Source organism: Cedecea sp. (assembly GCF_036500665.1).
In the GTDB taxonomy this organism is placed as follows: domain Bacteria; phylum Pseudomonadota; class Gammaproteobacteria; order Enterobacterales; family Enterobacteriaceae; genus Cedecea.
Map to the genome: position 1 here is coordinate 1 of NZ_DASYBS010000192.1, position 25,777 is coordinate 25,777.

Genomic DNA, 25,777 nt, shown 5'->3' on the forward strand with positions numbered 1-25,777 from the left:
CTTCTCACGTTCTGTTGAGCTTCATGAAAAAGTCATAGGTGCTTTTATCGAAAAGTACATGTTCTATTGATTGGAGTCATCACCAAATCCCTAATGTTAAAGCACTCAGTAAATAGACAACATTAATACAAGAAATCAACCCATGAGCTCACCCAGGAAGGTCATGAATGTGGTTTTCAGTAGAAACCATACCATGGCATAGTTTCTTGACTGTGCACACAGCAATCGCGCGCATCTCCTGGTGTTGATCCACTCTGGCCCCCTTACATTCTATCCGAATGTAAGGGGCATTTTTCTATACGCTGATACATCTTTGGTGCAGTAAAACCCCTGTAGCTGCTTATTCAGGTCAGTAAAATGAGGTTCAAAGCTCCGACCAAACCACTGCAAGATCGCTATTTTATTGCCTACCGACTTTCCGATTGCTTTTTATACTTTGGTGCAATAAAGTGTTCTAAAGGGTGTTGAAGTAAAAAATACTTTAGCAAGAACGTTAAACGCATGATTGTAATAAAAATAGTATAGACAGAGCGAACCAAACAAGGAAATTTTCACGTATAGTAAAAATAGGAAGTGGAATATTATGATAAAATTTGAATTATGTAAGTACAACGAGATGTTACCTAAAGACCTTAAAGATTTCTATTGTATACGAAAAAAAATATTTAAGGATAAGTTAGACTGGTTAGTTAAATGCGTGGATGGAATGGAGTTTGATGAATATGACAATGATAATACATCGTATCTTACAGGGAAAATTGAAGGAAAAATAATTTGCGGCTGTAGATTCATTGATATGAATCTACAAAATATGTGCACAGGTGTGTTTTATAAATATTTCAATAATATGCAAATATTAAAAGGAAATTATGTTGAAGTAACCAGGATATTTATAGATAAGGACAATTTATTTGATTACAGACGCTTGCAGAACGTAAGGCTGAATTTTTACCTAAACATTTACAATTTCGCAAAAGAGGCCGGATACGAAGGCGTTTATGCAGTTGTTACCAAACAACTCTTGAGTAGTTTGATTAGGGCTGGATGGAAGGTAATGATACAACAACAAGGAGTATCAGAAAAAAATGAACGCATTTATTTAATTGTTATGCCTACTAATGATAAAACTGTTGGTGGCCTAATGAAAAATTTGCATAATTCGTATCCTGACCATATAGAAATAGAGCGTATGTTTTGAAATGTCTAATTATTTTTCATCTGTCCTCCCCTGCATCGCAGGGGATTATTTACCAGCAGGTAAATGGATTAATTTTGAATCAGAAGCTAACCTTATCGCATGTTTAGCATTAGCCGCCTCTAACTTATGAACAATTTTTGCCATATGGAATTTTATCGTAGATTCAGTAATTCCTAGTCTTGTCGCAATTTCTTTATAAGTTTTCCCCATTGCCGCCCAATAAAGAATTGCATTTTCTCTCTCCGAAATATCAACTTTGTCGGATTTATTATCTTTTTCGAAAAATTCATACATAGACAATAATTTTTGATGTATTTTTACAAACAGGGATAACTTACGCTCATGATTTAGTGAACGTTTTTCACCTGTTATTTCTAAATCGCTGCTGAAGATTGACAGTAGCACGAGATTGTTTCTGCAATCGTGGATTATAAAGGTGTGACCACTATTAATGTCATGCTTTTTTGCATGAATCATCACTTTTGGCAACGCCAGTCTTGATGTTCTGATAATTTCATCATCCCAATCAAAACTTTCCACTCTGCTTAAGGCCTTCATAACTACTGGATCGACCATTTGGTGATTATTTTCCACATATAAATCGAACCACTCAGGATGATTATTTATGATACTGATATCAACAAGATCCCTTTTACTTATAATAAAATATCCGAATTTATCATCATCCTTATCCAAGATATTATCTACTAAAAGAGATTTTATTTTGTTATTTATATTTTCATTTGAATAAAACTTCGACATTATATGTGCTCTCTCTGATTCTGCTACTATCATCCCACCAAGCTAGCCGTGATGATTCATGCATAAATACGTAAAGCTGTCTGCTAGCCCTTGATACAGATGACTCTACAACTGGTCCACAGTATAGATATCTATCCTTAAAAAATACACCTTCAAGACGAAAGTATAGAAAATTCTGCATAATAAAGAGAAAAAATACAGTTCTCCATTCAAAATGCTTGCTTCAGACAGGTAAATGCATGAGTTAATTTTTTGTTATGAATTTGTTTGTCAGTTACGTGTTTTAATGTTCGACACTCTATGCTGAATTGATTTTTTATTCATGCGCGGTGACTAATAATTCATTTGATGATGTTATTCTAATTTGCTTATGCTTTGCCATGTGGTAACAAATTTATAACTCATGTGTTCGCCCTGCATTACACAGCCAGTGATTCCTATTTCGATACAGAGTCTTGGTTGGCGTCAATACCTCAGATAGTCAAAGTCATATCAAAGATATGGCTACCATTTATCATCTTCCTCCCGCCGCGATGCTGTCGCCAGAGTCTCGTTTTTTGATCAAATCGATATCCATGAAAACTAAACTTTAGTATAGTCGTCAGTGAGTATTTCCCTGGTGTTGGCCTCGTTGGCATCCCTCACACTTCAAAAGAGTGCGAGGGATTTTTTTCAACAGGACTTTATCCTTGCTTCTTCAAAGCTGTGCCGCGTATCTTTGAGCAAACGCATTAAAATTCGGGAAGTTTCAAATGCGCCAGAGTAGCGCTGTTCCAGTAGAGGAAACAGTGCTTGCAGATGAGGCCACATCTCGCTTTACAGATACTCTACAGTGCTAAAGAGTGCATTAAGCTGAGACACCGCGCTACCTTTTACAATCACCATCGGTTCTGGGATATCGAATTCCAGTGTGGTTGGATGTGGCACCTTATCTGACTCAGGCAGAGCAGCCACGGGCTGGATTACAGGTAAGTATTTACCATGAAGTTTTTTTTCACATTCAATGAAGTAACGACGGAGCTGACGGCCTTTGTCGTTACGTTCCACCATCGCCAGTTCTTTGGCTGTGTCGAGGGTGAGGTAGTATTCCTTACGGTTGTGTCCGCCACGTCCTTTTCTTTGCTCACCATTTTTGGCGAGCAAAATATAATCCTTGTTTTGAACAAATCCGTAGTCAACAATACGGTCACGGATCCAGTTTGAAAAGTCGCGGTTTACGCCTAAGAAAATGTGAAGTTCGCGTGCATCACAAAGCAGGGCTGCTTCATTAGATATTGTGCCACTAAATACAGGAATAAGCTGATTGGCCATAGTAATTCTCCTACTTGAAGGATTATCACCACCGTCAGGTTGCAATCTTAAGGTGGTGAACTGAACAAGGTTGCAACAACCGGTCAAGTAAGAAACCCGGCCTCCCTTTCAGGAGCCTCGCCCAGTCCACCATAATTTATGGTGTATCAGTGCGTTACGCATAAAAAAACCGCATTGCGCGGTTATGCGCTTACTTGATATCCGGGGTTGCAATCCCGACAGCCGATTTTGCGGCTGCGGACAGACTATAGCCCCGGATATCTGTTGTCGTCAACCCCGGCCCAGGCTACACTCCACGTAAATTCAGGAGGGTTTATTTATGGCTCAGGTATTTTTCGACACCTTAAAATTTGTTGAAACGCTCGAAGCTGCTGGCGTCTCCGCCGCTCAGGCGCGCGCTTTTTCCACCGCGGTTAAGGAGTCGCATGAAGCTGCGGAGGTGGCAACCAAAGCAGACCTTGTCGAAGTTAAACGTGACATCGAAGATCTCCGTAAAGAAATGGATAATCGCTTCGATATGGTTGGTGCTAAAATTGATAAACTCAGTCTCCAACTCACCGTCAAATTCGGCGGCATGCTCGTCATAGCCGTAGGTGTTCTGGCCGCCATCATCAAATTGCCGCTCTGATAATACTTTTTGCATAAACATCGCAGCCAGTATCAGTGTGCCACTACACTGCCATTATTTATTATCCTCCTGCAGCCGCTGGTTGTGGTAAAAAATATGCAACTCACCTCCTGACGGTATACTGCCACCGCACAGAAGCCGCTCGATCTCCTTTTCACTGCCATCAAACCCTCTGGAACTCAGTTCTGCCTGAAGTTGCAGGCGTTGCTGATCTATTATTTCCTGTTTGTACTCTTTCCGGTGCTTTGGTTTAACCAGTCTCAGCCTTGCACTCAGCTCGCGCAGTTCCTTTTTGCTCATATTCTGAAAGTCAGGCAGCCGCTCTGGCTCTTCGGGATCCGCCAAATTGCCTCCTGACTGGTTCAAATTTTCATCAGGGGGACAGTTATTGCCACGAGTCCAAGGGGCGCAAGCGCCCTGGTCGGCTGTCGCCTCCTGAACGTCAACGGCCTTACGAACCATTTTCCACTTTATGGCGTGCGTGCAGATCCGGCCCTCAACAATCGGGGACCAGATGCCATAAATGCGAATGCCGTGATCGCCGTAAGCGCTCGGCTCGTCGTTAAGCTCGTAGGCTGTTCTGACAAGATGATGTTTACGGGGTACCAGCACGCCGCCCTGCTTCATTATGTAGGTTGCAAAACACCCCGCATCCGCGGCAGCCAGCACGGCGTCCAGACGGGCATTTTCCAGAACCGGCGCACCTGCTTTTTTATCACCCTGCGCTCTGCCAGCCTGCCCTGCCAGCAGGCGGAGCTCACGGTAAGCCTGGCGGCCCGGAATGCCAAAGAAACGGAATTGCTGAACGCGGTGCAGTGAAGCCCAGGCGGTGACGTGCTCCGCGCTGTCACGCAGTGATCTGCCCGTTTCTTTGCTGATTTCTTTTGCCAACCCGCGCCCGTCGATGTTCTTGCTGATGTATTTGGCTATGTAACTTGTCGGTGTCCCCTTGCGCGGGTTGATCAGCTCAGACTTAAAGCGTGGCCCGGTATTGTTCCCCAGCTCCTCGCGGTCTTCACGGATGGCAAATTTACGCAGCAGTGCAGTGATGGAACGGCGGTCTTTTTTACGCATGAAGCACAGTAAGTGCCAGTGCACGGTGCCGTCATGGTGCGGCTCTGCAACCCGGACGCCATACCAACGCAGCCCGGCTTTGTGCATGGACTTGCGGAAAGCGGCGAACGTATCAACCAGATAGTCACTGCTCTGCCGGACAGTGGCACTGGTCCATTTCGGATTAGGTCTGCCGTTTTTGAGGGTTGCGTGGAAGCGTGACGGGCAGGTGATGGTATAGAACACCGCGCAGTCTCCGCGCATTTCCGCGATCAGCTCCAGCCCCTTAACACAGGCCATCATTTCATTACGGCGGTGTGCCGGGTTGCTGTTGCTGGCGTTCACCACGTCTTCCATATCCAGCGTGTCGCCGTCTTCGTTTATCAGCTCATGCGACTTGAAAAACTCCAGTGATTTGCGGCGCTGCTCGCGTTTGTGGATCACGGCTTCATAGCTGATATACGGGGACGCTTTCTTGTTGACCAGACAGACAGCGCGCAGCTGTTCTTCCCGCCACTCGCAACGCATCTGCCACAATTTTCGATACCACCAGTCCGCGCACAGCATACGAGCCAGTGATGATGGGATCAGTTCATAAGGCACCGGCTTGCGGCGGTGCTTTTTGCAGCGTAGCTGCTCAAACGCTGGCGGGATGACCTCAAGGCGCATGGCCTCTGCAGCAACCCTTTCCCATGCCTGACGGATTTCTTCTGGTTTTACATCATCGCTGACAAGCAGATCACCGCAGGCCGCATCGAGACACATGCTCATATTTGCTGCAACCAGCGTGGAAAGACGTTTGACCTGAACCTGATTCATTTCAGGGAGGACCAGCAGCCCCTCCAGCCCGTCATGGCTCGCCATGAACCGGAAAGAGGCAGAGACCTGACTGTCACGCACGCACTGCAGGCGTTCAAGGCACGGCCTGATGGTTTCACGCAGGTAGCGGGAATAGGCTTTTGCTCTGCCCAGGCTATGGAAATATTTAATCCGCTCCAGCAAAGGCTTGCTGATGTGGGACGGCATGGCGTTAACGTCAGCCAGAATGACCAGATCGGGATTAAAACGCTGCTGCTCGTGGGCCATTCTGGCGCGACTAATCAGCCGGTCCTGTTCTATTTCACGCTGGACAGGGTCACGGGCTTCATTGTAAAAATAGCGGTTCCAGACCTCATCGCTCAGCTGCTCACGGCGTAGCTTTTCATGCTCGTTATCCGCAGCGTAAAGATCGATCAGGTTTGAAAGCGCAGACACCGGCGCAACTTCCGCCGGGTCTGTGTAGGGGTTGATTGCCTTTTTTGGGGCACTCCAGAGATAAGCGTAGTCAGCGCTCATTAAACAGCCTTAAACAGCGCATTAATCCGCGACATGAGCTGCGCCTGAGCCTTTTCCGGCGACTCAGGCTCTCCCGGCCCACCAAACCCCGCAAAGAAATCACCAATCTCACTTTGGATATTTGCCTGCAACTCATCTGAACAGCTATCGCTTTCGTTCCAGCCGCTACTTCTTAAATAATCATTGGCAGCAATCCCGGCTTCATTGTCCGGCCTCTCAGCCAGCATCAGGATAACCGCGAACTTTGTTCCCCTCGGCGCCCTGTAAATCAGTTCGTTTGGCCCAATATGGAGGCTTAAGGCCCTGGTGTAGGCTTTCATTCCTGGCTGAAGACGAATTGTCATGATGCAGCCCTCGCTTCACTTATCGCCGATCCACTTACTGCGATAATTTCTTCAGCAGACTTACCATCACCGGCAGCCACACCCATGCTGCGTCTGGCCGTTATGTGGTGGATGGTGAAGTCACGATAAAGATAACGAACCAGTGCAGTGTCGCTATTTGACGCGACAACCGAACCGCCATTATTTACGTGGTCACGTAGCAACACAGACAGCGTTCCCTGCTCTTTCTGTGTAAAACCAGCGGAGTGATACTGATTAAATGTTTCGTCATATGGCGGGTCGCAATAAACCACATCCTCTGATTCCAGCATTGCCAGCGTCTCTTCATAGCTGGCACAGATAAACGTTGCGCGTTGTGCCTTTTCTGCAAAAGCCCGAATTTCATTTTCAGGGAAGTACGGTTTTTTATAATTACCGTATGAAACATTGAAATGACTACTCAGGTTATAGCGGCACAGCCCACGATAACCATGGCGATTTAAATATAAGAAATACAATGCGTGTTCAATTGCGCCACCATGGCGCAAGTTAAACTCTTGTCGTGTCTTATAATATGCATCTGAATCATTACGAGCTTCAAAAAGATACTTGCCCTCTTCGATGAAGTATTCAATTTCATTTTTAATAACCTGATAAAGATTAATCAGGTCTGGATTAATATCAGCGACAAGATAATGAGGATAGTCTGTTGCCATCATCACAGCACAGGAACCGGCGAACGGCTCCACCAGTCGCTGACCTGCAGGCAGATGCTTAATCAGTTCCGGCATGATGGCGGTTTTATTTCCCGCCCATTTCAGGATGGTGCTCATTTAGCACCACCTTTAGCCAGAGCACGGACAAGCCCTAGCGTCATTTTGCAATCAGCTAAAGCACGGTGCGCCTTACCTTCAACCACAACACCTTCATGCGCAGCAGCATCAACCAGCTTATGCCATTTATAGCCATTAAATCGTCCCGGCTCGCCTCGATACTCTGCATAAAGCTTCATCGCGCAAACAGAATGAGCAGCAAGCATCCATGGCGCACCTTCAGAAGGTCTTCCATTCAATGCGTAGGTCTGACGAATTAACCGGAGATCAAAATCGGCGTTATAGACAACAAACCCAAAGCGCCGAAATAGTTCCTCCGCTGCCCCGCATATATCAGTCCAGGCAGGCGCAAAAGCTACCATTTCATTAGTAATTCCATGAATGGCTATTGCTTCATCAGGGATAGGCTTAGTGGGCTTAATAAGCGTATTAAGCATAATAAACCCATAACTATCAATAATGCATATTTCAATTATTTCCGCATCATCACCCAGCCCGGTCGTTTCGGTATCAATAAATAAGTAGTCATTATCAAGCCATTGATTTGCACGTTGGCTAATTGTCATCTTATCGGTATTCATACCGCACCTCCGTTATAGTGTTTGCCTTTCAGCTCTGAAATTTCCTGACAGGTGACACAGCACTGCACGCCCGGAATGGCGCGGCGGCGTGCTGGCGGGATCGGTGCATCGCAATCAATGCAGAGAACACGGGAAACGCCCGGCGTTTTATTGCGGGCGGTGTGGATGTGGCGCTGGAGTTCTTCTTCAACGCGCTGCTGTACGAGGTCCATTGAATCAGCCATTAGTGCAGCTCCTGTGCTTCATGCTCAAAACGAATGGCTTCGCGGCGCAGCAGTTCAGCGGCTTCTTTACCATCCATACCTTTGTTAGTGATGTGAGTTGCTAGGGCTTCAAGGCGAATGGAAACGGCAGCTGCGCGCGCTTTACGTTCTTCGTTCTTTGCCTGGCTCAACAACGTCCCCAGCGCATCGTTATCAACCTGAAATTCACGTACCTGAATATTTCTCATTTGTATTTCTCCTGATTTGGGCAAAAGAATGCCCGGCGGGTTTACGCCTTGTTTTTGAAAGTTATTAATTAATCAGCCAGATAAATATCGTGTTTCGAAAAATGACGAGGAAGTATATTTCCCCAGCGCGTTAATTCGTTCATCGACTCAATAATGAGATAGCGGCGTGGCTTATCGAAGTACTCAAACGGTTTGCCGATTTCGTCCGATTTAAATGCCGCTGGCTCTTTACGGTTCGCCAGTGTCAGGACAACGAATTTAAAATTATCATTAAGTTTATTAAAATTACGCTGCGCGGCGTTACTCGTCGCCTTTAATTGCTGGCGAAAACGCGCGAGACATTCGTCGCCGGTCATTTTTAACGGCTCATCAATACGCGAATGTATAAAGTACACATTGTTAAATTCTTTTTTTACCGCCGGGACGGATGAAGAGAGCACTGCATTTTTCATTGAGTCCTCCAACGTTTAATCAGACAGGTAAACAAAGACGGCTTTTTAGCGCAAAGACCATTTAACAATGCAGACTGGTCGGGGCTCGGGTGCCAGCGTTTGCCATGCTTCCCCATGATCCAGCCGTGACCATAGTGCATTGCCGGGCTTTGCTTTACGAGAAGTGATGCGAAAGATGGTTCTTTAGTCAGCATAGTCACCTCAAATCAGCCCAAACGATGCGCTGATACCGCTCACGCTATCGACAACGCTCGACATAGCCGGGTTAGTCTGTAAACGAGCCTGCAGTGCCATTGCAGAAAGTGACAGCATTCGGATCCCTGAATTAATGCTCTCAACCATTGAGCTTTTACGGGCCAAGGTCAGTCGTCCTGTTGATACTGCGTCGCTTGCCAGTTCACCGAGTTTGCTCATTGCGTGCATGACGTATGACTGCAATTTGTCCTTTGCCAGACCATTGACCGGTACACATGGCAGACAATGAATCTGCGCGAGAAAACCATCAACCAGGGTTGAATCCTCGGTGATATCGGTCAGCACCCAAATCTCACGCGGGGTGAGCTGGTGAGGCTGTTCCGGGTTGAGCTTGTTATACAGCGTGTGCGGTTTAATACCGGCCTTGACTGCGAGCTCGCTCACTTTGTGGGTCTCCGCGAACTTCCGGCAAGCCTCGTCAAAGTGTGCATGTGAGGAAATGCGAAAATCTAACATGCTGCAACCTCATATAACTTGCAAAATTAAGTTACTGGAACACGGCATAGCGCGAATTCATCGCCTGCGCTAACAGCTTTGCGCGAAAGGCAATCATATTGATGCGACCAAGGCTGCCCTCGCGGGTACGTGGTACCAGAAGCAACTCGCCGCGTTTTACCATCTCTTTGACGGTGTTCAGGCTGCATCCGTACTGCTTTGCGAACTCGTCATATGAGAGGAAGTCTGGGCCATTGGGGATTGCAATTTGAAGATTCATAAGTGATCATCTCCGGTTGGTTTGGTTTTTAGTATGTTTTGACACATTTGCGGTGTGTTGAGGCAAAGATTAACCCCTATGGGGGTTTGTGTAAACCTCTTAATGGTAGTTTTTGGAGCCTTTTATGAGTGGTGTGACTGATGATGTTAAGCAAGTTATTGAAAGGATTCTTATTTCTTACGGTGTGAAAAATCGTCCTGAATACTCAGAAATAACGCATGTACCTCTATCAACCATCAGTAATTGGGTGAAGCGCGGCAAAGTTCCTGGCGATTATTTGATTCAATGCTCATTTGATACTGGCGCTGACCTCAAATGGCTTATGGATGGAAGTGAACTTACAAATGTAAGACTTGAGCCCGGACATTACCCTATGCAGGGTATGAGATTGATGGAGGCAATGCAGAATTCTGGCGGTAAAAAGGTTTTGCAGCGCATCATGCAGGCTTACGGTTTCACTATGCAAAAGGAGTTGGGCGACCATCTCCATATTCCATCAGGCACAATGAGTGCATGGGTAAGACGCGAGCATTTCCCCGGTGATGTGGTTATAGTCTGTGCGCTTGATACTGGCGCATCTTTATACTGGCTGGCCACAGGTATCGGGCCCATGAATGAGCAACAGACACAAGTGCAACCTGAGCCGCTAACAGCTCTGCCTGCTGGCCTTAGGCAAATCACTAAATACAGTATCCATACAGGTCAACTTTCGACGAGCGGTTACTGGTTCTGCGATGAGTCGCAGATCGAATCCGGTGTTAATAACCCTGTACTGGTCGAAAAAACTGGTCAACGCTGGCTTGTGGATCTGGATGCTAAAAATATCGCAAATGGACGGTGGCTGATTGACGTTGACGGCACCTGCGATGTGTACGATGTTGCTCGGCTTCCCGGTAACCGGCTGACAGTCAAAAATGGTGCCTCGCAGTTTGAGTGTCTTGTCGATGAAATCAACTGTGTCGGCATGGTCTTTCTGACATTGAGCAAAAGTATTTAAACATGGTAGTTAAAAAGCTTTCATCCGGGGAGTGGCTGTGTGATTTCCGCGTTGGTGGGCGAGAAAGTCGTCGCGTGCGTAAACGCTTCACCACGAAAGGTGAGGCGGTGGCTTATGAGCAATATTATCGTGATGAGGCCAAAGATAAGCCGTGGATGTCAGAGAAAGAAGACCGCCGCAAACTCAGTGAAGTTATTCAGCTATGGCATAACCTGCACGGGCAGGCGTTGGTTGCCAGTAAATCCCGACTGGCTAAATTGCAAATCGTCTGCAACGGACTCGGCGACCCGGTAGCTTCACAACTTACTGCTAAGGATTGGGCGCATTACCGCGACCAGCGTCTTAGCGGCAGGATTGATAATGGTTACCATACGGACCCGGCTAAATGGGTAGCCAAACCGATAACGGTCAATCGCGAGCAGCAATATCTTGAAGCCGTATTTAACGAATTAAAGCGGTTAGGGGAGTGGAGTTTACCTAATCCTCTGGATGGAATTCGCGTCTTCAAAGAAGCTGAAAAAGAAATGTCCTGGCTGACCCTTGAGCAAATCCCTCAGCTCATGCTGGCCTGTCAGAAATATGGACATGAAGACCTTACACAGATTGCTGAAATTTGCCTGGCAACCGGTGCGCGGTGGGGGGAGGCTGAACGATTAACCCGCCCTCAGCTTTCGCCGTACAAACTGACGTTCACAAAAACTAAAGGCAAAAAGAATCGTACCGTTCCAATCCCTAAGTGGCTTTATGAAAAATTAGCGACCCGTCAGGGCAAGATGTTTAAGCCTTGCTATCAGGAATTCAAGAAAATGCTTCTGTTCACAGACATTGAGCTTACAGAAGGGCAAAAGACACACGTGTTGCGTCATACTTTCGGTGCGCATTTTATGATGAACGGCGGTAACATCCTTGTACTTCAAAAGATACTCGGCCACGCTAACATTCGTGAAACTATGAAGTATGCACACTTTGCGCCTGACCATCTCGAACAGGCTGTCGAATTGAATCCCCTGAGTTTGATAATGTCCACCGATTGACCACGGAGCATGTGCGAGGGTGGTTTAAAGTATACCTAGGATGTGCGTAACTTATTATGAAATATGCAAATCATTGATTCCCCTAGTCGCTTCCTAGAAGCGTCTTAACTAAGATTCGCTTAGGCGACATCCAAATAAAAGGGCTGCCATCCGGCAGCCCTTTTTTATAGCGTAAATGTCGAAGTGCATTACCTGTAAAAAGGTCAGAACGGTGTGCGAATAAAAAGATGAACTATGTTCTCTGCTTTACCCCAAACAGCTGAAAATCACGTTTTTCAGCTGTTTGTCACCGGACTGAAAGGGCTGCCATCTGGCAGCCCTTTTTTATGCGCGGAATTCGCTGAAATTATGGGGCCGTAATGACGACCGCAACGCGGCGGTTTTCGGCACGGCCTTCGCCGGTACTGTTGCTGGCCACCGGATATTTCTTACCGAGTCCTTGCGTGGTGAGATTGCTGCGCGGGATTTTAGCGCCTTCAGCCCAGACATCCGCGACGATATTCGCGCGCTTGAGAGAGAGCTGTTCATTGTAGCCGTCTTCGCCGTAGTTATCGGTATGGCCATCAAGGCGGGCGTGCTTCAGGCCGGTTGCTGAGAGCTTCGCGGCCATTGACTGGATGGTTTGATAGCTTTCAGGCTGCAATTTGTATTGGTTTTTACCAAACAGGATCTTGTCGGACAGCCCAAGTGACCAGCCGTCGTTTGACTCAGAGAAGCCATAGGAGCGCATGGCGGCAACTTGCTCAGGAGAGAACGTCGAGGGTGGAGCCTGGCAGCCGGTTAACAGGAATGAAAAGAGCATTGCTGGTGCGAATAAGCGCGAAGCTATCATAATGAATTCCTTTGGTGCTGTTTTGTAAGCAACTCACGTTGCTTGTGTTTTTCTATATACATATTGCGGTCAGCGGTTTCCATCAGGTTTTCCGCCGACGTAATATCTTTAGCGAGCGCAACGCCGACGCTAAGCGTCATCGTGACCCAGTGCCCTCCCGGGAGGAGAATGGGTTGCTCGATAATTTCTTTTAGCTGCTTTAGCACCAGAGTTGCTTCGTTATCGCTATTAACAGAGTGGAGCAGCATGGCAAATTCGTCACCGCCCAGACGGAAGGCCAGATGGCGGGTGTTAGCAAAAGCCAGTAGCCGTTTTGCGACTTCAATGAGCACGGCGTCTCCCGCAGCGTGCCCCCAGGTATCATTAACAAACTTGAAATTATCGCCGTCCATAAACAACAGAGCACTGTCTTTCAGTGTATCTGCATCTTCAATCAGCTTATCCAAAGCACAGCGGAAGGCCGCACGGTTTGCCAGGCCAGTGAGAGAGTCCTGGAGTGCGGTTTTTTGCAGCGAGGCGTTCTTAAGCTGTAGCTGGCTTTGCCACTCTTCCATCTCATCCAGCAGGCTATTAAAGTCGAGGGCAAAAAGGTGGAATTCTTCGATTTTTTCCGGCGATACGCGACGGGAAAAATTGCGGTTGCTGCGCACGTCGTGAACCACGTCGGTAATATTCTGCAGTGCGGCATCAATGTCTTGATGCAGGTGGCGTGAAATACCCAATGCGATAACAGAGGCCAGTAGAATACAGGCCGTCAGTACGCCTAATGAAAGCCAGACGAACAGGGTAACGGTGGCATCCGTCCCGATCAGGCGCATTTCGCCGATGATTTTACCGTTATGCCAGATGGGCTGCCTGATAGGATGGGGATAGAGCCACTGCGTGACCAGTCCACCGACCATATCGCGCTGAGCGGGTTTATCGGCCTGCCAGTGGGTCAATTCTTTACCGTTAGCGTCCACAACCTTTGCGGCGGTAAACTGCCCTTGTTTGCCCAGTATCGCGAGGGTTTCATTTGCGGCAGCGCCATCGCGGAAAACAACCGCTGCCTCCAGGCTGTGGCTAACGGTAACGGCCAGTAACTCCAGATTTTTTTGGGCGTATTGCCGGAGCGTCAACATTGAGGCGACGGAAAGCAACAGCCAGACAATGAGCATGGCTATTACCACACTAATAATGCTGATTCTGCGTAACGTTCCTTTAAACGTCGGACGTGACGGCATGGTCAAATCCTTATTCATGACTATTATTCCCAGGCCGAGCCAGCAGTAATACATCCGGACTAACCCTGACGCCGCTTCGCGTTAATGCATCAAGATTTACCGAAAAAGAAACTGCGTCTTTATGAATATTCAGGCAGAAAGCGCTGCCAATTATGCACTGTGGGTTTTGCTCGGCAATTAACAATAAGGGTCGAGACTGATAGCGTTCTATTAATTGCAACTGCTGTTGTGGTGACTCGTTACCAAAATAGATCCCGTCGCATTGTGCCCGTAATGCCTCTTCGTCCGACTTAATGAGCAGCGGCTGAAAGGATATATCGCTATTTTTATTGCTCAGCGTAGCGGCATAGGCGGCGGTTGAGAAGATACACAGTCTGGGAAGACCCTGAAGCTGGGGCCAGCGCGTATAGCTTACAATACCGGCAACAATGGTACGAACCTTGTCAGACAGAGCCGGGCTAGCCGGTTGAGAGGCCAGCGTTCGGGACATAAATATCAGGCAGACGAAAAACGCCGTAAATAAAGTTAGCACGCGCGAAATAGGCATGGTTTTCACGCTCCACCTGACCAAAAGCCGCGTAGCCTGTGAAACGGGCCTTTATTATTTATGGTATCGACGTTGAGCATATCACTCCCGCATTATCCCGTCATTCATTCCCAGGTGTGATGATATTCCTGATTATTGAAAATAATAAAGAGAATAGCCCTGAAATGATGGCGCAAATCGTTATCTATATCCTCCACGAAGAAAAACTACCACGCGCCTGGATAATATCAGCATAGAAGGGGAATGAATTTTTACGCGCGGTTTTGTTTGTTATTGCATTTTTGTCCATAAAACACGCATTTTTATGTCGAGTGTAATATTTTCTTTACGATTGATGCGTTTGTAAGCGCTATTGAATCGTTAGTGTAACTATTAATTTACGTATATTGGATTGCAATCTTTACTGCTGGCGGGTAAAGTAAGACCTCCTCCACGAGGAAACGACTATCGCAAACGAGCTAAATACAGGACAGCCATCATGCAAAAAGACGCGCTTAACAATGTTCATATCTCTGACGAACAAATACTTATCACGCCGGATCAGCTGAAAGCGGAATTCCCACTCACTGTGGCTCAGGAAGCGCAAATTGAGCAATCCCGTCAGACGATTTCCAACATCATTGCCGGTCGCGATCCGCGTCTGCTGGTGGTTTGTGGACCTTGCTCGATCCACGATCCGGAAGCTGCTATTGAATACGCTCGTCGTTTTAAAGCTCTGTCTGAACAAGTTAGCGATAGTCTGTACCTCGTGATGCGCGTCTATTTTGAAAAGCCTCGTACTACCGTTGGTTGGAAAGGGCTTATCAACGACCCGCATATGGATGGCTCGTTTGATGTGGAAGCAGGGCTGAAAATTGCGCGTCGCCTGCTGGTTGAGCTGGTAAGCCTGGGGCTGCCGCTGGCAACCGAGGCGCTGGATCCAAATAGTCCACAATACCTGGGCGACCTGTTTAGCTGGTCTGCAATTGGTGCCCGCACTACTGAATCCCAGACACACCGCGAAATGGCTTCTGGCCTTTCTATGCCGGTTGGTTTTAAAAATGGTACCGATGGCAGCCTGGGGACGGCGATTAACGCCATGCGCGCTGCCGCTATGCCGCACCGTTTCGTGGGCATTAACCAGGCAGGGCAGGTTTGCCTGCTGCAGACTCAGGGTAACCCGGATGGGCATGTGATTCTGCGCGGCGGCAAAGCGCCTAACTACAGCCCGGCGGATGTTGCCCAGTGTGAAGCCGAAATGCAGAAAGCAGGCCTGCGTCCGTCCTTGATGATAGATTGCAGCCATGGCAACTCAAATAAAGACTTCCGTCGCCAGCCGGGCGTGGCAGAATCCGCCATTGCTCAGATTAAAGATGGTAACCGCTCTATTATTGGCCTGATGATTGAAAGTAATATCCATGAAGGTAATCAATCATCAGAGCAGCCGCGCAGCGCAATGAAATACGGCGTGTCCGTGACCGATGCATGCATCGACTGGGAAACTACGGACAGCCTGCTGCGTGAGATCCACAAAGATCTGAGCGGTGTGCTGGCGGCTCGTCAGGCATAAGAGGTTTACTATGGTGGCTGAATTGACCGCGCTGCGCGATCAAATCGATGAAGTGGATAAAGCGCTACTGGATTTGCTGGCTAAGCGGCTGGAACTGGTGGCGGAAGTGGGTGAAGTAAAAAGCCGCTTCGGCTTACCTATTTATGTGCCGGAGCGAGAAACCTCCATGCTGGCGTCTCGCCGTAAAGAGGCCGAAGCCTTAGGGGTTCCACCGGATTTAATTGAAGACGTGCTGCGCCGCGTAATGCGCGAGTCGTACTCCAGCGAGAACGATAAGGGCTTTAAAACCCTGCATCCTTCACTGCGTCCGGTGGTGATTGTGGGCGGCGGCGGCCAGATGGGGCGTCTGTTTGAAAAAATGCTGACGCTTTCCGGCTACCGGGTTAGTATTCTTGAAAAAGAGGACTGGGATAAAGCGCCGGAACTGTTGGCCGATGCGGGCATGGTGATTGTAAGCGTACCGATTCATATCACCGAGCAGGTTATCGCTAAGTTGCCTCCGCTGCCGGCGGACTGCATTCTGGTGGATTTAGCTTCAGTGAAGAATGGCCCGCTGCAGGCGATGCTGGCGGTACATTCTGGCCCGGTACTTGGCCTGCACCCGATGTTTGGCCCGGACAGCGGCAGTCTGGCAAAACAGGTTGTGGTTTACTGCGACGGCCGCCAGCCGGAAGCTTATCAGTGGCTGCTGGAACAGATTCAGGTTTGGGGCGCGCGTTTGCACCGTTCCAGCGCCGTTGAGCACGACCAGAATATGGCGTTTATTCAGGCACTGCGCCACTTCGCGACCTTCGCGTATGGGCTGCATCTGGCGGAAGAAAACGTACAGCTTGAGCAGCTTCTGGCGCTGTCATCGCCGATTTACCGTCTCGAGCTGGCGATGGTGGGCCGACTGTTCGCCCAGGATCCACAGCTTTATGCCGACATTATTATGTCGTCGGAAAGTAATCTGGCGCTGATTAAGCGCTATTACAAGCGCTTCGGCGAGGCGATTGGCCTGCTGGAACACGGTGACAAGCAGGCGTTTATCGACAGCTTCCGTAAAGTGGAGCACTGGTTCGGGGATTACGCTCAACGTTTCCAGAATGAGAGCCGCGTCCTGTTACGCCAGGCAAATGATAACCGCCAGTAAGTGGCAAAAGGTTTTATAATCAAAAGCCAGTGGGAGTTTACCCGCTGGCTTTTTTGTTTGCCAAAAGGATACCTGAAATGGCTGAGCCTCAGCTGCTGTTCGACTATATCGGTCACTTACCCGAATGCCCTACGTGGAGCGCAGAAGAAGGTAGCCTCTACTGGACGGATATTCTTGAGAATGAAATCCACCGCTATCATCTTGCCAGCGGCAAGCATGACATTATTCAGTTTTCCGAAGAGGTGGGCTGCTTTGCACTGCGCGAGACCGGCGGGTTTATTGTGGCAATGCGAAGCGGGATTTGGCTGACCAATAACACCGGGTTGATTGTGGGCAAAGTTTGCGATAACCCGAGTAACCCGGATCTGGCACGTTTCAACGACGGCGGAACCGACAGGCAGGGGCGTTTTTACGCCGGCACGTTCTGGGGGCCTGGTGACTATAATGGCGCGTTACTTTGTCGGGTGGATAACGATCTGACGCCGCATGTGATTCAGCATGATATTCACGGCGCTAACGGACTGGCATTTAGCGCGGATGGACAATGGATGTATACCTCGGACACGCCGAATGCCGTGATTTACCGCACCCCTCTGGATGCGCAAGGTGAGCCGGGCGTACGTGAAGTCTTTAAGCGATTTGCCAAAAACGAGGGTGTTCCTGACGGAGCTGCGCTGGACAGCGAAGGCTACTATTGGACGGCGCTGTTTGATGGCTACCGTATTGCGCGTATTTCACCTCAGGGGGAGATTGTTGAAGAGCACAGCTTGCCCGTGCGCTGCCCAACGATGGTCTGCTTTGGTGGTGATGATATGAAAACGCTATTTATCACCACCACCAGGGAAAATATGGACGAGGACGAGGTAGCAAGTCTGCCGCTTTCCGGGGCTATCTTCACTTTACGTGTAGACGTGGCTGGAATGGAAAAATTGACGTTTCGCGAAGCGTAATGCGCCCGCCCGACACAGGTCGGGCGGGCACTTTAATCAAATGGGATCGACCGGTACCACATTTTCGCTTGGATAGCTGCCGAGCACTTTCAGGGAGCGGGTGATTTCCCCCAGCTCGCGCAACGCCTTACGCATTGCCTCATCTTTCAGGTTTGCCTGAATATCCAGATAGAACATCTCTTCCCACGGGTTACCGTTGATTGGGCGTGATTCGAGCTTGGTCATGATCAGGTTGTGATTACGTAGTACAAGCAACGCCTCTACCAGCGCACCGGCCTGCTGACCGGTTGCCATCAGCAGAGTGGTTTTCGCGGGTACCTGGTCAGAAACCTCAACGGCCTTACGCGCCAGCACCACAAAGCGGGTGATGTTCTGGGTCTGGTTAGCCAGGTTACGTTCGAGCACCTGCAGGCCGTAAAGCGCACCACCGGCTTCACTGCCCAACGCCGCTGCGTAAGGGGAGTTAGCCTGCGCGACTTTCTCCATTGCCGCAGAGGTGCTTTCGGTGTACTCAATTTTCCAGTGTGGATAGCGATTGATGAACTGGCTGCACTGCTGGAAAGGCTGAGGGTGACTGTAAACAGTCTGGATCTGCTCGAGGTCGGTAGAGCCGGAAACCAGCACGCAGTGGTCAATCGGCACCGTCATTTCGGCAACGATCGACAGGCTGGTGTGTTGCAGCAGATCGTAAACGTCGTTTATGGCACCCGAACTGGTGTTTTCAATCGGCACAACGGCGTAATCCGCTTGGCCTGTTTCCACCTGGTTGAAGATATCGTGGAACTTGGCGCAGCCGCTTTCGATGAACTGCTCAAAGTGACGAGCGGCATACTGGCGCGCAGCAAGGTGAGAGTAAGAACCTTTCGGGCCAAGAAAAGCGATACGAGCAGAATGAGGATTGGTTTTATTCAGATGCTGTTGCAGCAGAGTTTGCTGTGTAAGAACCGAGTCTTCAATAATGAGCTGAAACAGGCGCGTGATGTAGTGGGCATCGAGATGGTGGTCTTTACCGAGGGTAATCAGGCGCTCCAGTAAATCTCTTTCACGATCGATATCGCGTACCGGGCGGTGAGAAGCGAGTTTTGCTTTGCCAACCTCAACTGCCAGCAAGCGACGCTCTGCCAACAGGGCTAACAGCTTTTCATCCAGTGCGCTGATTTTATCGCGTAGGTCCAGCAACGGATTAATTTCGGTCATAACGCTACCTTTTCGATATCCATAAAAAAGCCTCCCGGTTGGGAGGCTTGTTTGTTCGTCTTCGCATTCTTTATCACACGACGAATTGCCTCCTGGTCAGGGGAAGGTAAAAAAGAATGCGAAGAAGAACGGGAAAAGTTTCATGTCAGGTTTCCTGAGTAATCTAAGAGTTAAAGTACCTGCTCTGTTTTCGTTCTGTCAATAAAAAACGCGCCCGGAGGCGCGTTGCGGTGAGTGGAAGGAGAGTAACCTGTTACTCTTCGTCGGCTTCTGCTTCTGCAAAGGACACGTCTTTCACTGAACCTGCTGTGCGACGTGCTTCACCTTTGTGCTGCACTTTGTTTAATTGTCGCTCCAGTTTGCTGATTAATTCGTTGATAGCCGTATACATATCTTCATGTCTGGCACTGGCTACAAGGTGCCCATTCGGTGTGTTAATCGTGGCGTCAGCCACAAAACCCTGAGGTTCTTTGGACAAGATGATATGTGGATTAATTAGATGAGTTTGCCACTTGTCCAGTTTGCTGAGACGGTCGGCGACATGCTGGCGAATAGCTGGGGTGATTTCCATTTGCTTGCTGGTAATGTTCATTGTCATAAAGTTACCTCTTGTCTTTGCCGTCTTGGTAACTCCAGCATACCGCTCCCAATGTCAGAATGTGTGATTTAAATCACATTATTTTGTCACTTTTTGTCAAGGAAGCCTTTTTGTGAGGCAGGACAGGATATGTGTTTTTAGCACTTGTGGTAATCCACAATCGCGTCCATATTTGATGGGATGACCTGACGCTAAACCGTTTCAGTTTTGGCGTTGGCAGATAAAAAAACGGCAGCCGGGGCTGCCGTTTTTCTTATGACGTAGTGGATCAGGTATTGCTGCTGTTCGCGGCAATAATCTTCGCGACTTTGTCGGCCTGGCCCGGCATCTGCATCTCGCGATAGGCATTTTCCATCAGCTTTAAGCCGTCGCGGGTTGCCTGAGTGTCCGGGTAATCACGCAGCATTCCTTCAACGCGATTAACTACTGCAACCCATGCGCCGCGTTTCGTGTAATATTGCGCCACGGAAAGCTCATATTTCGCCAGGCGATCTTTCAGAAACACGAGGCGTTTGGTGGCGTCGGTTACGTACTGGCTGTTAGGGTAGCCGCGCACCAGCTTCGAGAAGTCGTTGAACGCGTCGCGGGCGTGCTGCGGATCGCGGTCAGAACGGTCAACGCCGAAGAAGCCCTGCAGCGCGCTGTCATCTAACGCCATGTCCGTCAGGCCACGCATGTAAAGTACGTAGTCGATGTTTGGATGAGTCGGATTAAGACGCATGAAGCGATCGATCGCCGCCTGAGCCAGCGGTAAGTCCGCATTTTTATAGTAAGCGTAAATCAGATCCAACTGCACTTGCTGAGAGTACGGGCCGAACGGATAACGGTTATCCAGCGCTTCCAGTTGCGTTATCGCCGCTTTAAAGTTACCGTCCTGCAGCTTTTGCTGGGCAGTCGCATAGATCTCAGAAGGCGGATTATCAGGAACCTCATCCTTGGAACTGGAGCAACCAGCCAAAGCCAGGCTCAACGTGGCCGCTGCCACCAGATATTTCATGCGCGTCATGACGTTTGACTTTCCTAAGTAATGTTATTTCCGGGAGAGTTCGTGTTCCGGCTCCCGATAAAGACCAGCTACAATAGCACATTATATTAAACGGCATTGCCGTAAAACCCAACGTTAACGAAAGAAGCTGTCTATGGCACAACTAGTACAACTCACCGAAACGGTGTCCGATTCACAACTGGGTCAACGCTTAGATCAGGCATTGGCCGAATTGTTCCCGGATTATTCGCGTTCGCGCATAAAAGAATGGATTCTTGACCAGCGAGTTACGGTCAACGGCGTTGTCTGGGACAAGCCGAAAGAAAAAGTATTGGGTGGCGAACTCGTTGCTATCAATGCAGAAATTGAAGAAGAAGCGCGCTGGGAACCTCAGGATATCCCCCTGAATATTGTTTATGAAGATGAAGATATTCTGGTTATTAACAAGCCGCGTGATCTGGTCGTTCACCCCGGTGCGGGCAACCCTGACGGCACGGTGCTGAATGCGTTGCTGCATTACTATCCGCCGATTGCCGATGTACCGCGCGCGGGTATCGTTCACCGTCTGGATAAAGACACCACCGGCCTGATGGTCGTCGCGAAGACCGTTCCGGCGCAAACACGCCTGGTTGAAGCACTCCAGCTGCGCGAGATTACCCGTGAGTATGAGGCCGTTGCTATCGGCCATATGACCGGTGGCGGTACGGTGGAAGAGCCAATCAGCCGTCATCCGACTAAACGTACCCATATGTCCGTGCACCCGATGGGTAAACCAGCGGTGACGCACTACCGTATTATGGAACACTTCCGCGTTCATACGCGCCTGCGTCTGCGCCTGGAAACCGGCCGTACACACCAGATTCGTGTACACATGGCGCACATCAGTCACCCGCTGGTGGGCGATCAGCTGTACGGTGGCCGCCCGCGTCCGCCAAAGGGTGCATCAGAAGAGTTTGTCAGCGTACTGCGCAAGTTCGATCGCCAGGCCCTGCACGCTACCATGCTGCGTCTTTACCATCCTGTCAGTGGGATTCTGATGGAATGGAGTGCACCAATCCCGCAGGATATGGTTGAACTTATCGAAGCCCTGCGCGTCGATACTGAAATCCACAAGGATCAACTGGACTGGTTATGATCAAAACGATCGTCCCGCAGTGGCCCCTTCCTCAAGGGGTCGCCTCCTGTAGCTCAACCCGTATCGGCGGCGTTAGCCTCGCGCCGTACGACTCGATGAATCTGGGCGCCCACTGTGGCGATAACCTGGAGCACGTCGAAGAGAACCGTCGGTTGTTTTACGCCGCGGCAGGTTTGCCTTCGAAGCCAGTCTGGCTTGAGCAGGTTCACGGTAAAACGGTGTTAAGGCTAACGGGTGAACCGTACGCTTCAAAGCGTGCGGATGCTTCTTATAGCAATACGCCGGGGACGGTTTGTGCGGTGATGACGGCAGATTGCCTGCCGGTGTTATTTTGTAATGACGCGGGAACGGAAGTTGCCGCAGCTCATGCAGGCTGGCGCGGTTTGTGTGACGGCGTGCTTGAAGATACGGTAGCTTGTTTCCAGGACGCTCCGCAGAACATTCGCGCCTGGCTTGGGCCGGCAATTGGCCCTCTGGCATTTGAAGTCGGGCCGGAAGTCCGTGAAGCCTTTATGGCAAAGGACGAAAAAGCGGCAAGCGCTTTCCGCGCTGCGGGTGAAAAGTACTATGCTGATATCTACCAGCTTGCAAGGCAGCGGCTGGCGAACGTGGGGGTTACGCAGGTGTACGGCGGCGACCGCTGTACCTGGACCGAAAGCGGCGATTTCTTCTCATACCGCCGCGACAGAACCACAGGTCGTATGGCAAGTTTCATCTGGCTGATATAACCTATCGAATCAAGACGATCCAGTGCGTGTCGCTCGCGCTTCATATATTTCAGGTCATTAACCTTGAATAATTGAGGGATGACCTCATTTAATCTCCAGTAGCAAATTTGACCTGTTTATGGGAGGAGTTATGCGTCTGGATCGTCTTACCAATAAATTCCAGCTTGCTCTCGCCGATGCCCAATCTCTTGCGCTTGGGCACGACAATCAATTCATCGAACCTCTGCATCTGATGAGCGCTTTGCTCAATCAGGAAGGGGGATCTGTGCGTCCGTTACTGACCTCTGCGGGGGTGAACGCGGGCAAATTACGTACTGACATCGAGCAGGCGCTAAGCCGTTTGCCGCAGGTAGAGGGCACCGGCGGCGACGTCCAGCCTTCTCAGGATCTGGTACGCGTATTGAACCTGTGCGACAAGCTGGCACAAAAACGAAACGATAACTTTATTTCGTCAGAGCTGTTTGTTCTGGCGGTACTTGACTCTCGCGGCACTCTGACCGATTTGCTGAAAGCAGCGGGCGCAACGCCAGCGAACGTAACCGCCGCGATTGAGCAAATGCGTGGAGGGGAGAGCGTGAACGATCAGGGTGCCGAAGACCAACGTCAGGCATTGAAGAAATACACCGTTGATTTAACTGAGCGGGCCGAACAAGGCAAGCTGGATCCGGTTATTGGCCGTGATGAAGAAATTCGCCGTACTATCCAGGTATTGCAGCGCCGTACAAAAAACAACCCGGTACTGATTGGTGAACCGGGCGTCGGTAAAACGGCCATCGTCGAAGGGCTTGCACAGCGCATCATTAATGGTGAAGTACCAGAAGGCTTGAAAGGTCGTCGGGTTCTCGCGCTGGATATGGGCGCGCTGGTGGCAGGGGCCAAATACCGCGGTGAGTTCGAAGAACGTCTGAAAGGCGTGCTGAACGATCTCTCTAAGCAGGAAGGTAACGTCATTCTGTTTATTGATGAGCTGCATACTATGGTTGGCGCAGGTAAAGCCGACGGCGCAATGGATGCCGGGAACATGCTCAAGCCGGCGCTTGCTCGTGGTGAACTCCACTGCGTTGGCGCGACCACGCTCGATGAATATCGCCAATATATAGAGAAGGATGCTGCGCTAGAACGACGTTTCCAAAAAGTGTTCGTGGCGGAGCCTACTGTAGAAGACACCATTGCGATTCTGCGCGGGCTGAAAGAACGCTATGAGCTGCATCACCATGTACAAATTACCGATCCGGCAATTGTGGCGGCAGCCACGCTGTCTCATCGCTATATTGCCGATCGTCAACTGCCGGATAAGGCCATCGACCTTATTGATGAAGCCGCATCCAGCATTCGTATGCAGATAGATTCCAAGCCGGAAGAGCTGGACCGTCTCGATCGCCGCATTATCCAGCTCAAGCTGGAGCAGCAGGCGCTGAAGAAAGAGTCTGATGAAGCCAGTCAGAAACGACTCAGCATGCTGAATGAAGAACTGGAAGATAAAGAACGCCAGTACTCTGAGCTCGAAGAAGAGTGGAAGGCGGAGAAAGCCTCGCTGTCCGGTACGCAGACCATCAAGGCTGAACTTGAGCAGGCGAAAATTGCTATCGAGCAGGCGCGCCGCGTCGGCGACCTGGGGCGGATGTCCGAACTGCAGTACGGGAAAATTCCTGAGTTGGAAAAACAGCTGGCGGCGGCGACCCAGAGCGAAGGGAAAACCATGCGTCTGCTGCGTAATAAAGTGACGGATGCAGAAATTGCCGAAGTGCTGGCGCGCTGGACCGGGATCCCGGTTGCCCGAATGCTGGAAGGCGAGCGCGACAAGCTATTACGTATGGAAAAAGATCTTCATCAGCGCGTGATTGGCCAGGATGAAGCCGTCGAGGCGGTATCAAACGCTATTCGCCGTAGCCGCGCAGGGCTATCTGACCCGAATCGCCCAATCGGTTCGTTCCTGTTCCTGGGGCCAACCGGGGTAGGTAAGACCGAGCTGTGCAAAGCGTTGGCGAACTTTATGTTCGACAGCGACGATGCGATGGTGCGGATCGATATGTCCGAGTTTATGGAGAAACACTCCGTATCGCGGCTGGTGGGTGCGCCTCCTGGCTATGTGGGTTATGAAGAAGGCGGTTATCTGACGGAAGCCGTTCGTCGTCGTCCTTACTCAGTCATTCTGCTGGATGAGGTCGAGAAGGCACATCCGGATGTGTTTAACATCCTGCTGCAGGTCCTTGATGACGGTCGTTTGACCGATGGACAGGGCAGAACCGTTGATTTCCGTAATACGGTTGTCATTATGACCTCGAACCTTGGCTCAGACTTAATTCAGGAGCGTTTTGGCGAACTGGATTACGGTCACATGAAGGATCTGGTGCTGGGCGTGGTTAGCCAAAGCTTCCGTCCTGAGTTCATTAACCGTATAGATGAAGTCGTTGTCTTCCATCCTCTGGGTGAGCGCCACATTGCTTCTATTGCGCAGATCCAGCTGCAGCGTTTGTACAAACGGCTCGAGGAGCGTGGCTACGGGGTGAATATCTCAGATGAGGCGCTGAAGCTGCTTAGTGAAAACGGATATGACCCGGTGTATGGGGCGCGTCCGCTGAAACGCGCTATCCAGCAGCAAATTGAGAACCCGCTGGCTCAGCAAATTCTCTCCGGAGAGCTGATTCCAGGGAAAACAATTCAGCTGGAAGTGAAAAACAACCATATTGTGGCAGTGCAGTAAGTCACATAACGTAAAAAACGAGCCCGTTCGGGCTCGTTTTTGTTTGAAAAAGAATCAATCGCGACCGGAATTTAGACGCTTAGCCTGGAAAGTGAGCGATCGGCAATTATTTTGTATTTTATACTTGTAAGGCTCTGAGAACTCCCTATAATGCGCCTCCACTGACACGGCGAAGCGGCTTCGAAAGCGGCTTAACAACCCGGTAGTCAGTCAGACGAAAGCGAAAATAAACGCTTGACTCTGAAAGAGGAAAGCGTAATATACGCCAC

29 protein-coding genes, 2 pseudogenes and 1 other annotated feature are annotated in these 25,777 nt (G+C 49.6%); of the genes and pseudogenes, 12 read left to right on the top strand and 19 right to left on the bottom strand.

Translation table 11 applies throughout. The annotated features are described in order from the left end of the window. Positions 1 to 70, top strand: a 70-nt coding sequence (locus VGM55_RS27295; RefSeq protein ID WP_139118787.1) for an IS1 family transposase, incomplete at its 5' end; no start/stop codon positions are given. A gap of 513 nt (positions 71 to 583) precedes the next feature. Continuing rightward, entirely contained in the window at positions 584 to 1,198 is a 615-nt protein-coding gene (locus VGM55_RS27300; RefSeq protein ID WP_331637322.1) for an acyl-homoserine-lactone synthase, read from the top strand. Between the two features lie 45 nt (positions 1,199 to 1,243). On the opposite strand, the gene VGM55_RS27305 is transcribed toward VGM55_RS27300, so the two are convergent. Continuing rightward, positions 1,244 to 1,960, bottom strand: a complete 717-nt coding sequence (locus VGM55_RS27305; protein ID WP_331637323.1) for a LuxR family transcriptional regulator — start codon at positions 1,958 to 1,960, stop codon at positions 1,244 to 1,246. 951 nt (positions 1,961 to 2,911) lie between these two features. Further along, positions 2,912 to 3,271: pseudogene (locus VGM55_RS27310) on the bottom strand (antA/AntB antirepressor family protein); the annotation flags it as partial. Between the two features lie 319 nt (positions 3,272 to 3,590). Here VGM55_RS27310 and VGM55_RS27315 point away from each other — a divergent pair. Next, positions 3,591 to 3,899: a DUF1640 domain-containing protein gene (locus VGM55_RS27315; RefSeq protein ID WP_331637324.1), complete on the top strand. Its 309-nt coding sequence runs from the start codon at positions 3,591 to 3,593 to the stop codon at positions 3,897 to 3,899. Positions 3,900 to 3,953: 54 nt separating this feature from the next. Here VGM55_RS27315 and VGM55_RS27320 read toward each other — a convergent pair whose 3' ends face one another. From VGM55_RS27320 to VGM55_RS27365, 10 genes are all read right to left on the bottom strand, one after another. Next, entirely contained in the window at positions 3,954 to 6,287 is a 2,334-nt protein-coding gene (locus VGM55_RS27320) for a replication endonuclease (RefSeq protein WP_331637325.1), read from the bottom strand. Further along, positions 6,287 to 6,631 carry a hypothetical protein gene (locus VGM55_RS27325; RefSeq protein ID WP_331637326.1) on the bottom strand — a complete coding sequence of 115 codons (345 nt, stop codon included), beginning with the start codon at positions 6,629 to 6,631 and terminating at the stop codon, positions 6,287 to 6,289. Before VGM55_RS27325 ends, VGM55_RS27320 begins: the two co-directional genes overlap by 1 nt. Continuing rightward, complete coding sequence (locus VGM55_RS27330) at positions 6,628 to 7,443, bottom strand: DNA adenine methylase (RefSeq protein WP_414648323.1); 816 nt, start codon at positions 7,441 to 7,443, stop codon at positions 6,628 to 6,630. Before VGM55_RS27330 ends, VGM55_RS27325 begins: the two co-directional genes overlap by 4 nt. Further along, entirely contained in the window at positions 7,440 to 8,024 is a 585-nt protein-coding gene (locus VGM55_RS27335) for a 3'-5' exonuclease (protein ID WP_331637327.1), read from the bottom strand. The genes VGM55_RS27330 and VGM55_RS27335 overlap by 4 nt, the downstream gene beginning before the upstream one ends. Next, positions 8,021 to 8,248, bottom strand: a complete 228-nt coding sequence (locus VGM55_RS27340; RefSeq protein WP_174335364.1) for a TraR/DksA family transcriptional regulator — start codon at positions 8,246 to 8,248, stop codon at positions 8,021 to 8,023. The genes VGM55_RS27335 and VGM55_RS27340 overlap by 4 nt, the downstream gene beginning before the upstream one ends. After that, positions 8,248 to 8,475 (bottom strand): DUF2732 family protein, encoded by a 228-nt coding sequence (locus VGM55_RS27345; RefSeq protein ID WP_331637328.1) that lies wholly within the window; start codon positions 8,473 to 8,475, stop codon positions 8,248 to 8,250. The genes VGM55_RS27340 and VGM55_RS27345 overlap by 1 nt, the downstream gene beginning before the upstream one ends. Before the next feature lie 68 nt (positions 8,476 to 8,543). After that, positions 8,544 to 8,831 (bottom strand): hypothetical protein, encoded by a 288-nt coding sequence (locus VGM55_RS27350; RefSeq protein ID WP_331637329.1) that lies wholly within the window; start codon positions 8,829 to 8,831, stop codon positions 8,544 to 8,546. A gap of 92 nt (positions 8,832 to 8,923) precedes the next feature. After that, on the bottom strand, positions 8,924 to 9,121 hold the full coding sequence (locus tag VGM55_RS27355) for a phage filamentation protein Fil family protein (RefSeq protein ID WP_331637331.1): 198 nt from the start codon (positions 9,119 to 9,121) through the stop codon (positions 8,924 to 8,926). Between the two features lie 7 nt (positions 9,122 to 9,128). Next, positions 9,129 to 9,638, bottom strand: coding sequence for a phage regulatory CII family protein (locus VGM55_RS27360; RefSeq protein WP_331637332.1), 510 nt, complete (start codon positions 9,636 to 9,638; stop codon positions 9,129 to 9,131). Positions 9,639 to 9,669: 31 nt separating this feature from the next. Next, a complete protein-coding gene (locus VGM55_RS27365) occupies positions 9,670 to 9,801 on the bottom strand; it encodes a hypothetical protein (protein WP_331637337.1) in 132 nt (43 codons plus the stop codon). A gap of 220 nt (positions 9,802 to 10,021) precedes the next feature. Between VGM55_RS27365 and VGM55_RS27370 the strand changes: the two are divergent. The 3 genes and pseudogenes from VGM55_RS27370 to VGM55_RS27380 form a co-directional block, all read left to right on the top strand. Then, positions 10,022 to 10,222 (top strand): annotated as a pseudogene (locus VGM55_RS27370) (helix-turn-helix domain-containing protein); the annotation flags it as partial. 75 nt (positions 10,223 to 10,297) lie between these two features. Beyond that, the gene (locus VGM55_RS27375; protein ID WP_331637338.1) at positions 10,298 to 10,894 is read left to right on the top strand and encodes a phage repressor protein CI; all 597 of its coding nucleotides are present in this window, start codon (positions 10,298 to 10,300) and stop codon (positions 10,892 to 10,894) included. Between the two features lie 2 nt (positions 10,895 to 10,896). Then, complete coding sequence (locus VGM55_RS27380; RefSeq protein ID WP_331637333.1) at positions 10,897 to 11,928, top strand: site-specific integrase; 1,032 nt, start codon at positions 10,897 to 10,899, stop codon at positions 11,926 to 11,928. 346 nt (positions 11,929 to 12,274) lie between these two features. Here VGM55_RS27380 and VGM55_RS27385 read toward each other — a convergent pair whose 3' ends face one another. The 3 genes from VGM55_RS27385 to VGM55_RS27395 are packed head-to-tail and all read right to left on the bottom strand — an operon-like array spanning position 12,275 to position 14,473. Further along, the gene (locus VGM55_RS27385) at positions 12,275 to 12,760 is read right to left on the bottom strand and encodes an OmpA family protein (protein WP_154189427.1); all 486 of its coding nucleotides are present in this window, start codon (positions 12,758 to 12,760) and stop codon (positions 12,275 to 12,277) included. After that, a complete protein-coding gene (dgcN, locus tag VGM55_RS27390; RefSeq protein WP_154189428.1) occupies positions 12,757 to 14,001 on the bottom strand; it encodes a diguanylate cyclase DgcN in 1,245 nt (414 codons plus the stop codon). The genes VGM55_RS27385 and dgcN overlap by 4 nt, the downstream gene beginning before the upstream one ends. Continuing rightward, a complete protein-coding gene (locus VGM55_RS27395; RefSeq protein ID WP_414648324.1) occupies positions 13,994 to 14,473 on the bottom strand; it encodes a YfiR family protein in 480 nt (159 codons plus the stop codon). Before VGM55_RS27395 ends, dgcN begins: the two co-directional genes overlap by 8 nt. Positions 14,474 to 15,008: 535 nt before the next feature. Between VGM55_RS27395 and aroF the strand changes: the two genes are divergently transcribed. The 3 genes from aroF to VGM55_RS27410 all read left to right on the top strand — a co-directional run bounded on the left by aroF (position 15,009) and on the right by VGM55_RS27410 (position 18,161). Next, on the top strand, positions 15,009 to 16,079 hold the full coding sequence (gene aroF / locus VGM55_RS27400) for a 3-deoxy-7-phosphoheptulonate synthase AroF (RefSeq protein ID WP_331637334.1): 1,071 nt from the start codon (positions 15,009 to 15,011) through the stop codon (positions 16,077 to 16,079). Positions 16,080 to 16,089: 10 nt separating this feature from the next. Further along, positions 16,090 to 17,211 carry a bifunctional chorismate mutase/prephenate dehydrogenase gene (tyrA, locus tag VGM55_RS27405; protein ID WP_331637335.1) on the top strand — a complete coding sequence of 374 codons (1,122 nt, stop codon included), beginning with the start codon at positions 16,090 to 16,092 and terminating at the stop codon, positions 17,209 to 17,211. 77 nt (positions 17,212 to 17,288) lie between these two features. Then, positions 17,289 to 18,161: an SMP-30/gluconolactonase/LRE family protein gene (locus VGM55_RS27410; protein WP_154189432.1), complete on the top strand. Its 873-nt coding sequence runs from the start codon at positions 17,289 to 17,291 to the stop codon at positions 18,159 to 18,161. Between the two features lie 36 nt (positions 18,162 to 18,197). Here VGM55_RS27410 and pheA read toward each other — a convergent pair whose 3' ends face one another. The 4 genes from pheA to bamD all read right to left on the bottom strand — a co-directional run bounded on the left by pheA (position 18,198) and on the right by bamD (position 20,962). Next, the gene (pheA, locus tag VGM55_RS27415; protein ID WP_331637336.1) at positions 18,198 to 19,358 is read right to left on the bottom strand and encodes a bifunctional chorismate mutase/prephenate dehydratase; all 1,161 of its coding nucleotides are present in this window, start codon (positions 19,356 to 19,358) and stop codon (positions 18,198 to 18,200) included. 20 nt (positions 19,359 to 19,378) lie between these two features. Next, positions 19,379 to 19,503 (bottom strand) — a sequence feature (Phe leader region). Further along, positions 19,455 to 19,502 (bottom strand): pheA operon leader peptide PheL, encoded by a 48-nt coding sequence (pheL, locus tag VGM55_RS27420; RefSeq protein ID WP_193216298.1) that lies wholly within the window; start codon positions 19,500 to 19,502, stop codon positions 19,455 to 19,457. (Overlaps the previous feature by 48 nt.) Positions 19,504 to 19,611: 108 nt before the next feature. Further along, on the bottom strand, positions 19,612 to 19,956 hold the full coding sequence (gene raiA, locus VGM55_RS27425; protein ID WP_154189434.1) for a ribosome-associated translation inhibitor RaiA: 345 nt from the start codon (positions 19,954 to 19,956) through the stop codon (positions 19,612 to 19,614). Between the two features lie 268 nt (positions 19,957 to 20,224). Beyond that, entirely contained in the window at positions 20,225 to 20,962 is a 738-nt protein-coding gene (gene bamD / locus VGM55_RS27430) for an outer membrane protein assembly factor BamD (RefSeq protein WP_038479735.1), read from the bottom strand. 133 nt (positions 20,963 to 21,095) lie between these two features. Between bamD and rluD the strand changes: the two genes are divergently transcribed. The 3 genes from rluD (at position 21,096) to clpB (ending at position 25,508) form a co-directional block, all read left to right on the top strand. Then, complete coding sequence (gene rluD, locus VGM55_RS27435; RefSeq protein WP_154189435.1) at positions 21,096 to 22,076, top strand: 23S rRNA pseudouridine(1911/1915/1917) synthase RluD; 981 nt, start codon at positions 21,096 to 21,098, stop codon at positions 22,074 to 22,076. Beyond that, the gene (gene yfiH, locus VGM55_RS27440) at positions 22,073 to 22,804 is read left to right on the top strand and encodes a purine nucleoside phosphorylase YfiH (protein WP_154189436.1); all 732 of its coding nucleotides are present in this window, start codon (positions 22,073 to 22,075) and stop codon (positions 22,802 to 22,804) included. Before rluD ends, yfiH begins: the two co-directional genes overlap by 4 nt. Positions 22,805 to 22,934: 130 nt before the next feature. Then, the gene (gene clpB / locus VGM55_RS27445) at positions 22,935 to 25,508 is read left to right on the top strand and encodes an ATP-dependent chaperone ClpB (RefSeq protein WP_154189437.1); all 2,574 of its coding nucleotides are present in this window, start codon (positions 22,935 to 22,937) and stop codon (positions 25,506 to 25,508) included. Positions 25,509 to 25,777: the final 269 nt, after the last annotated feature.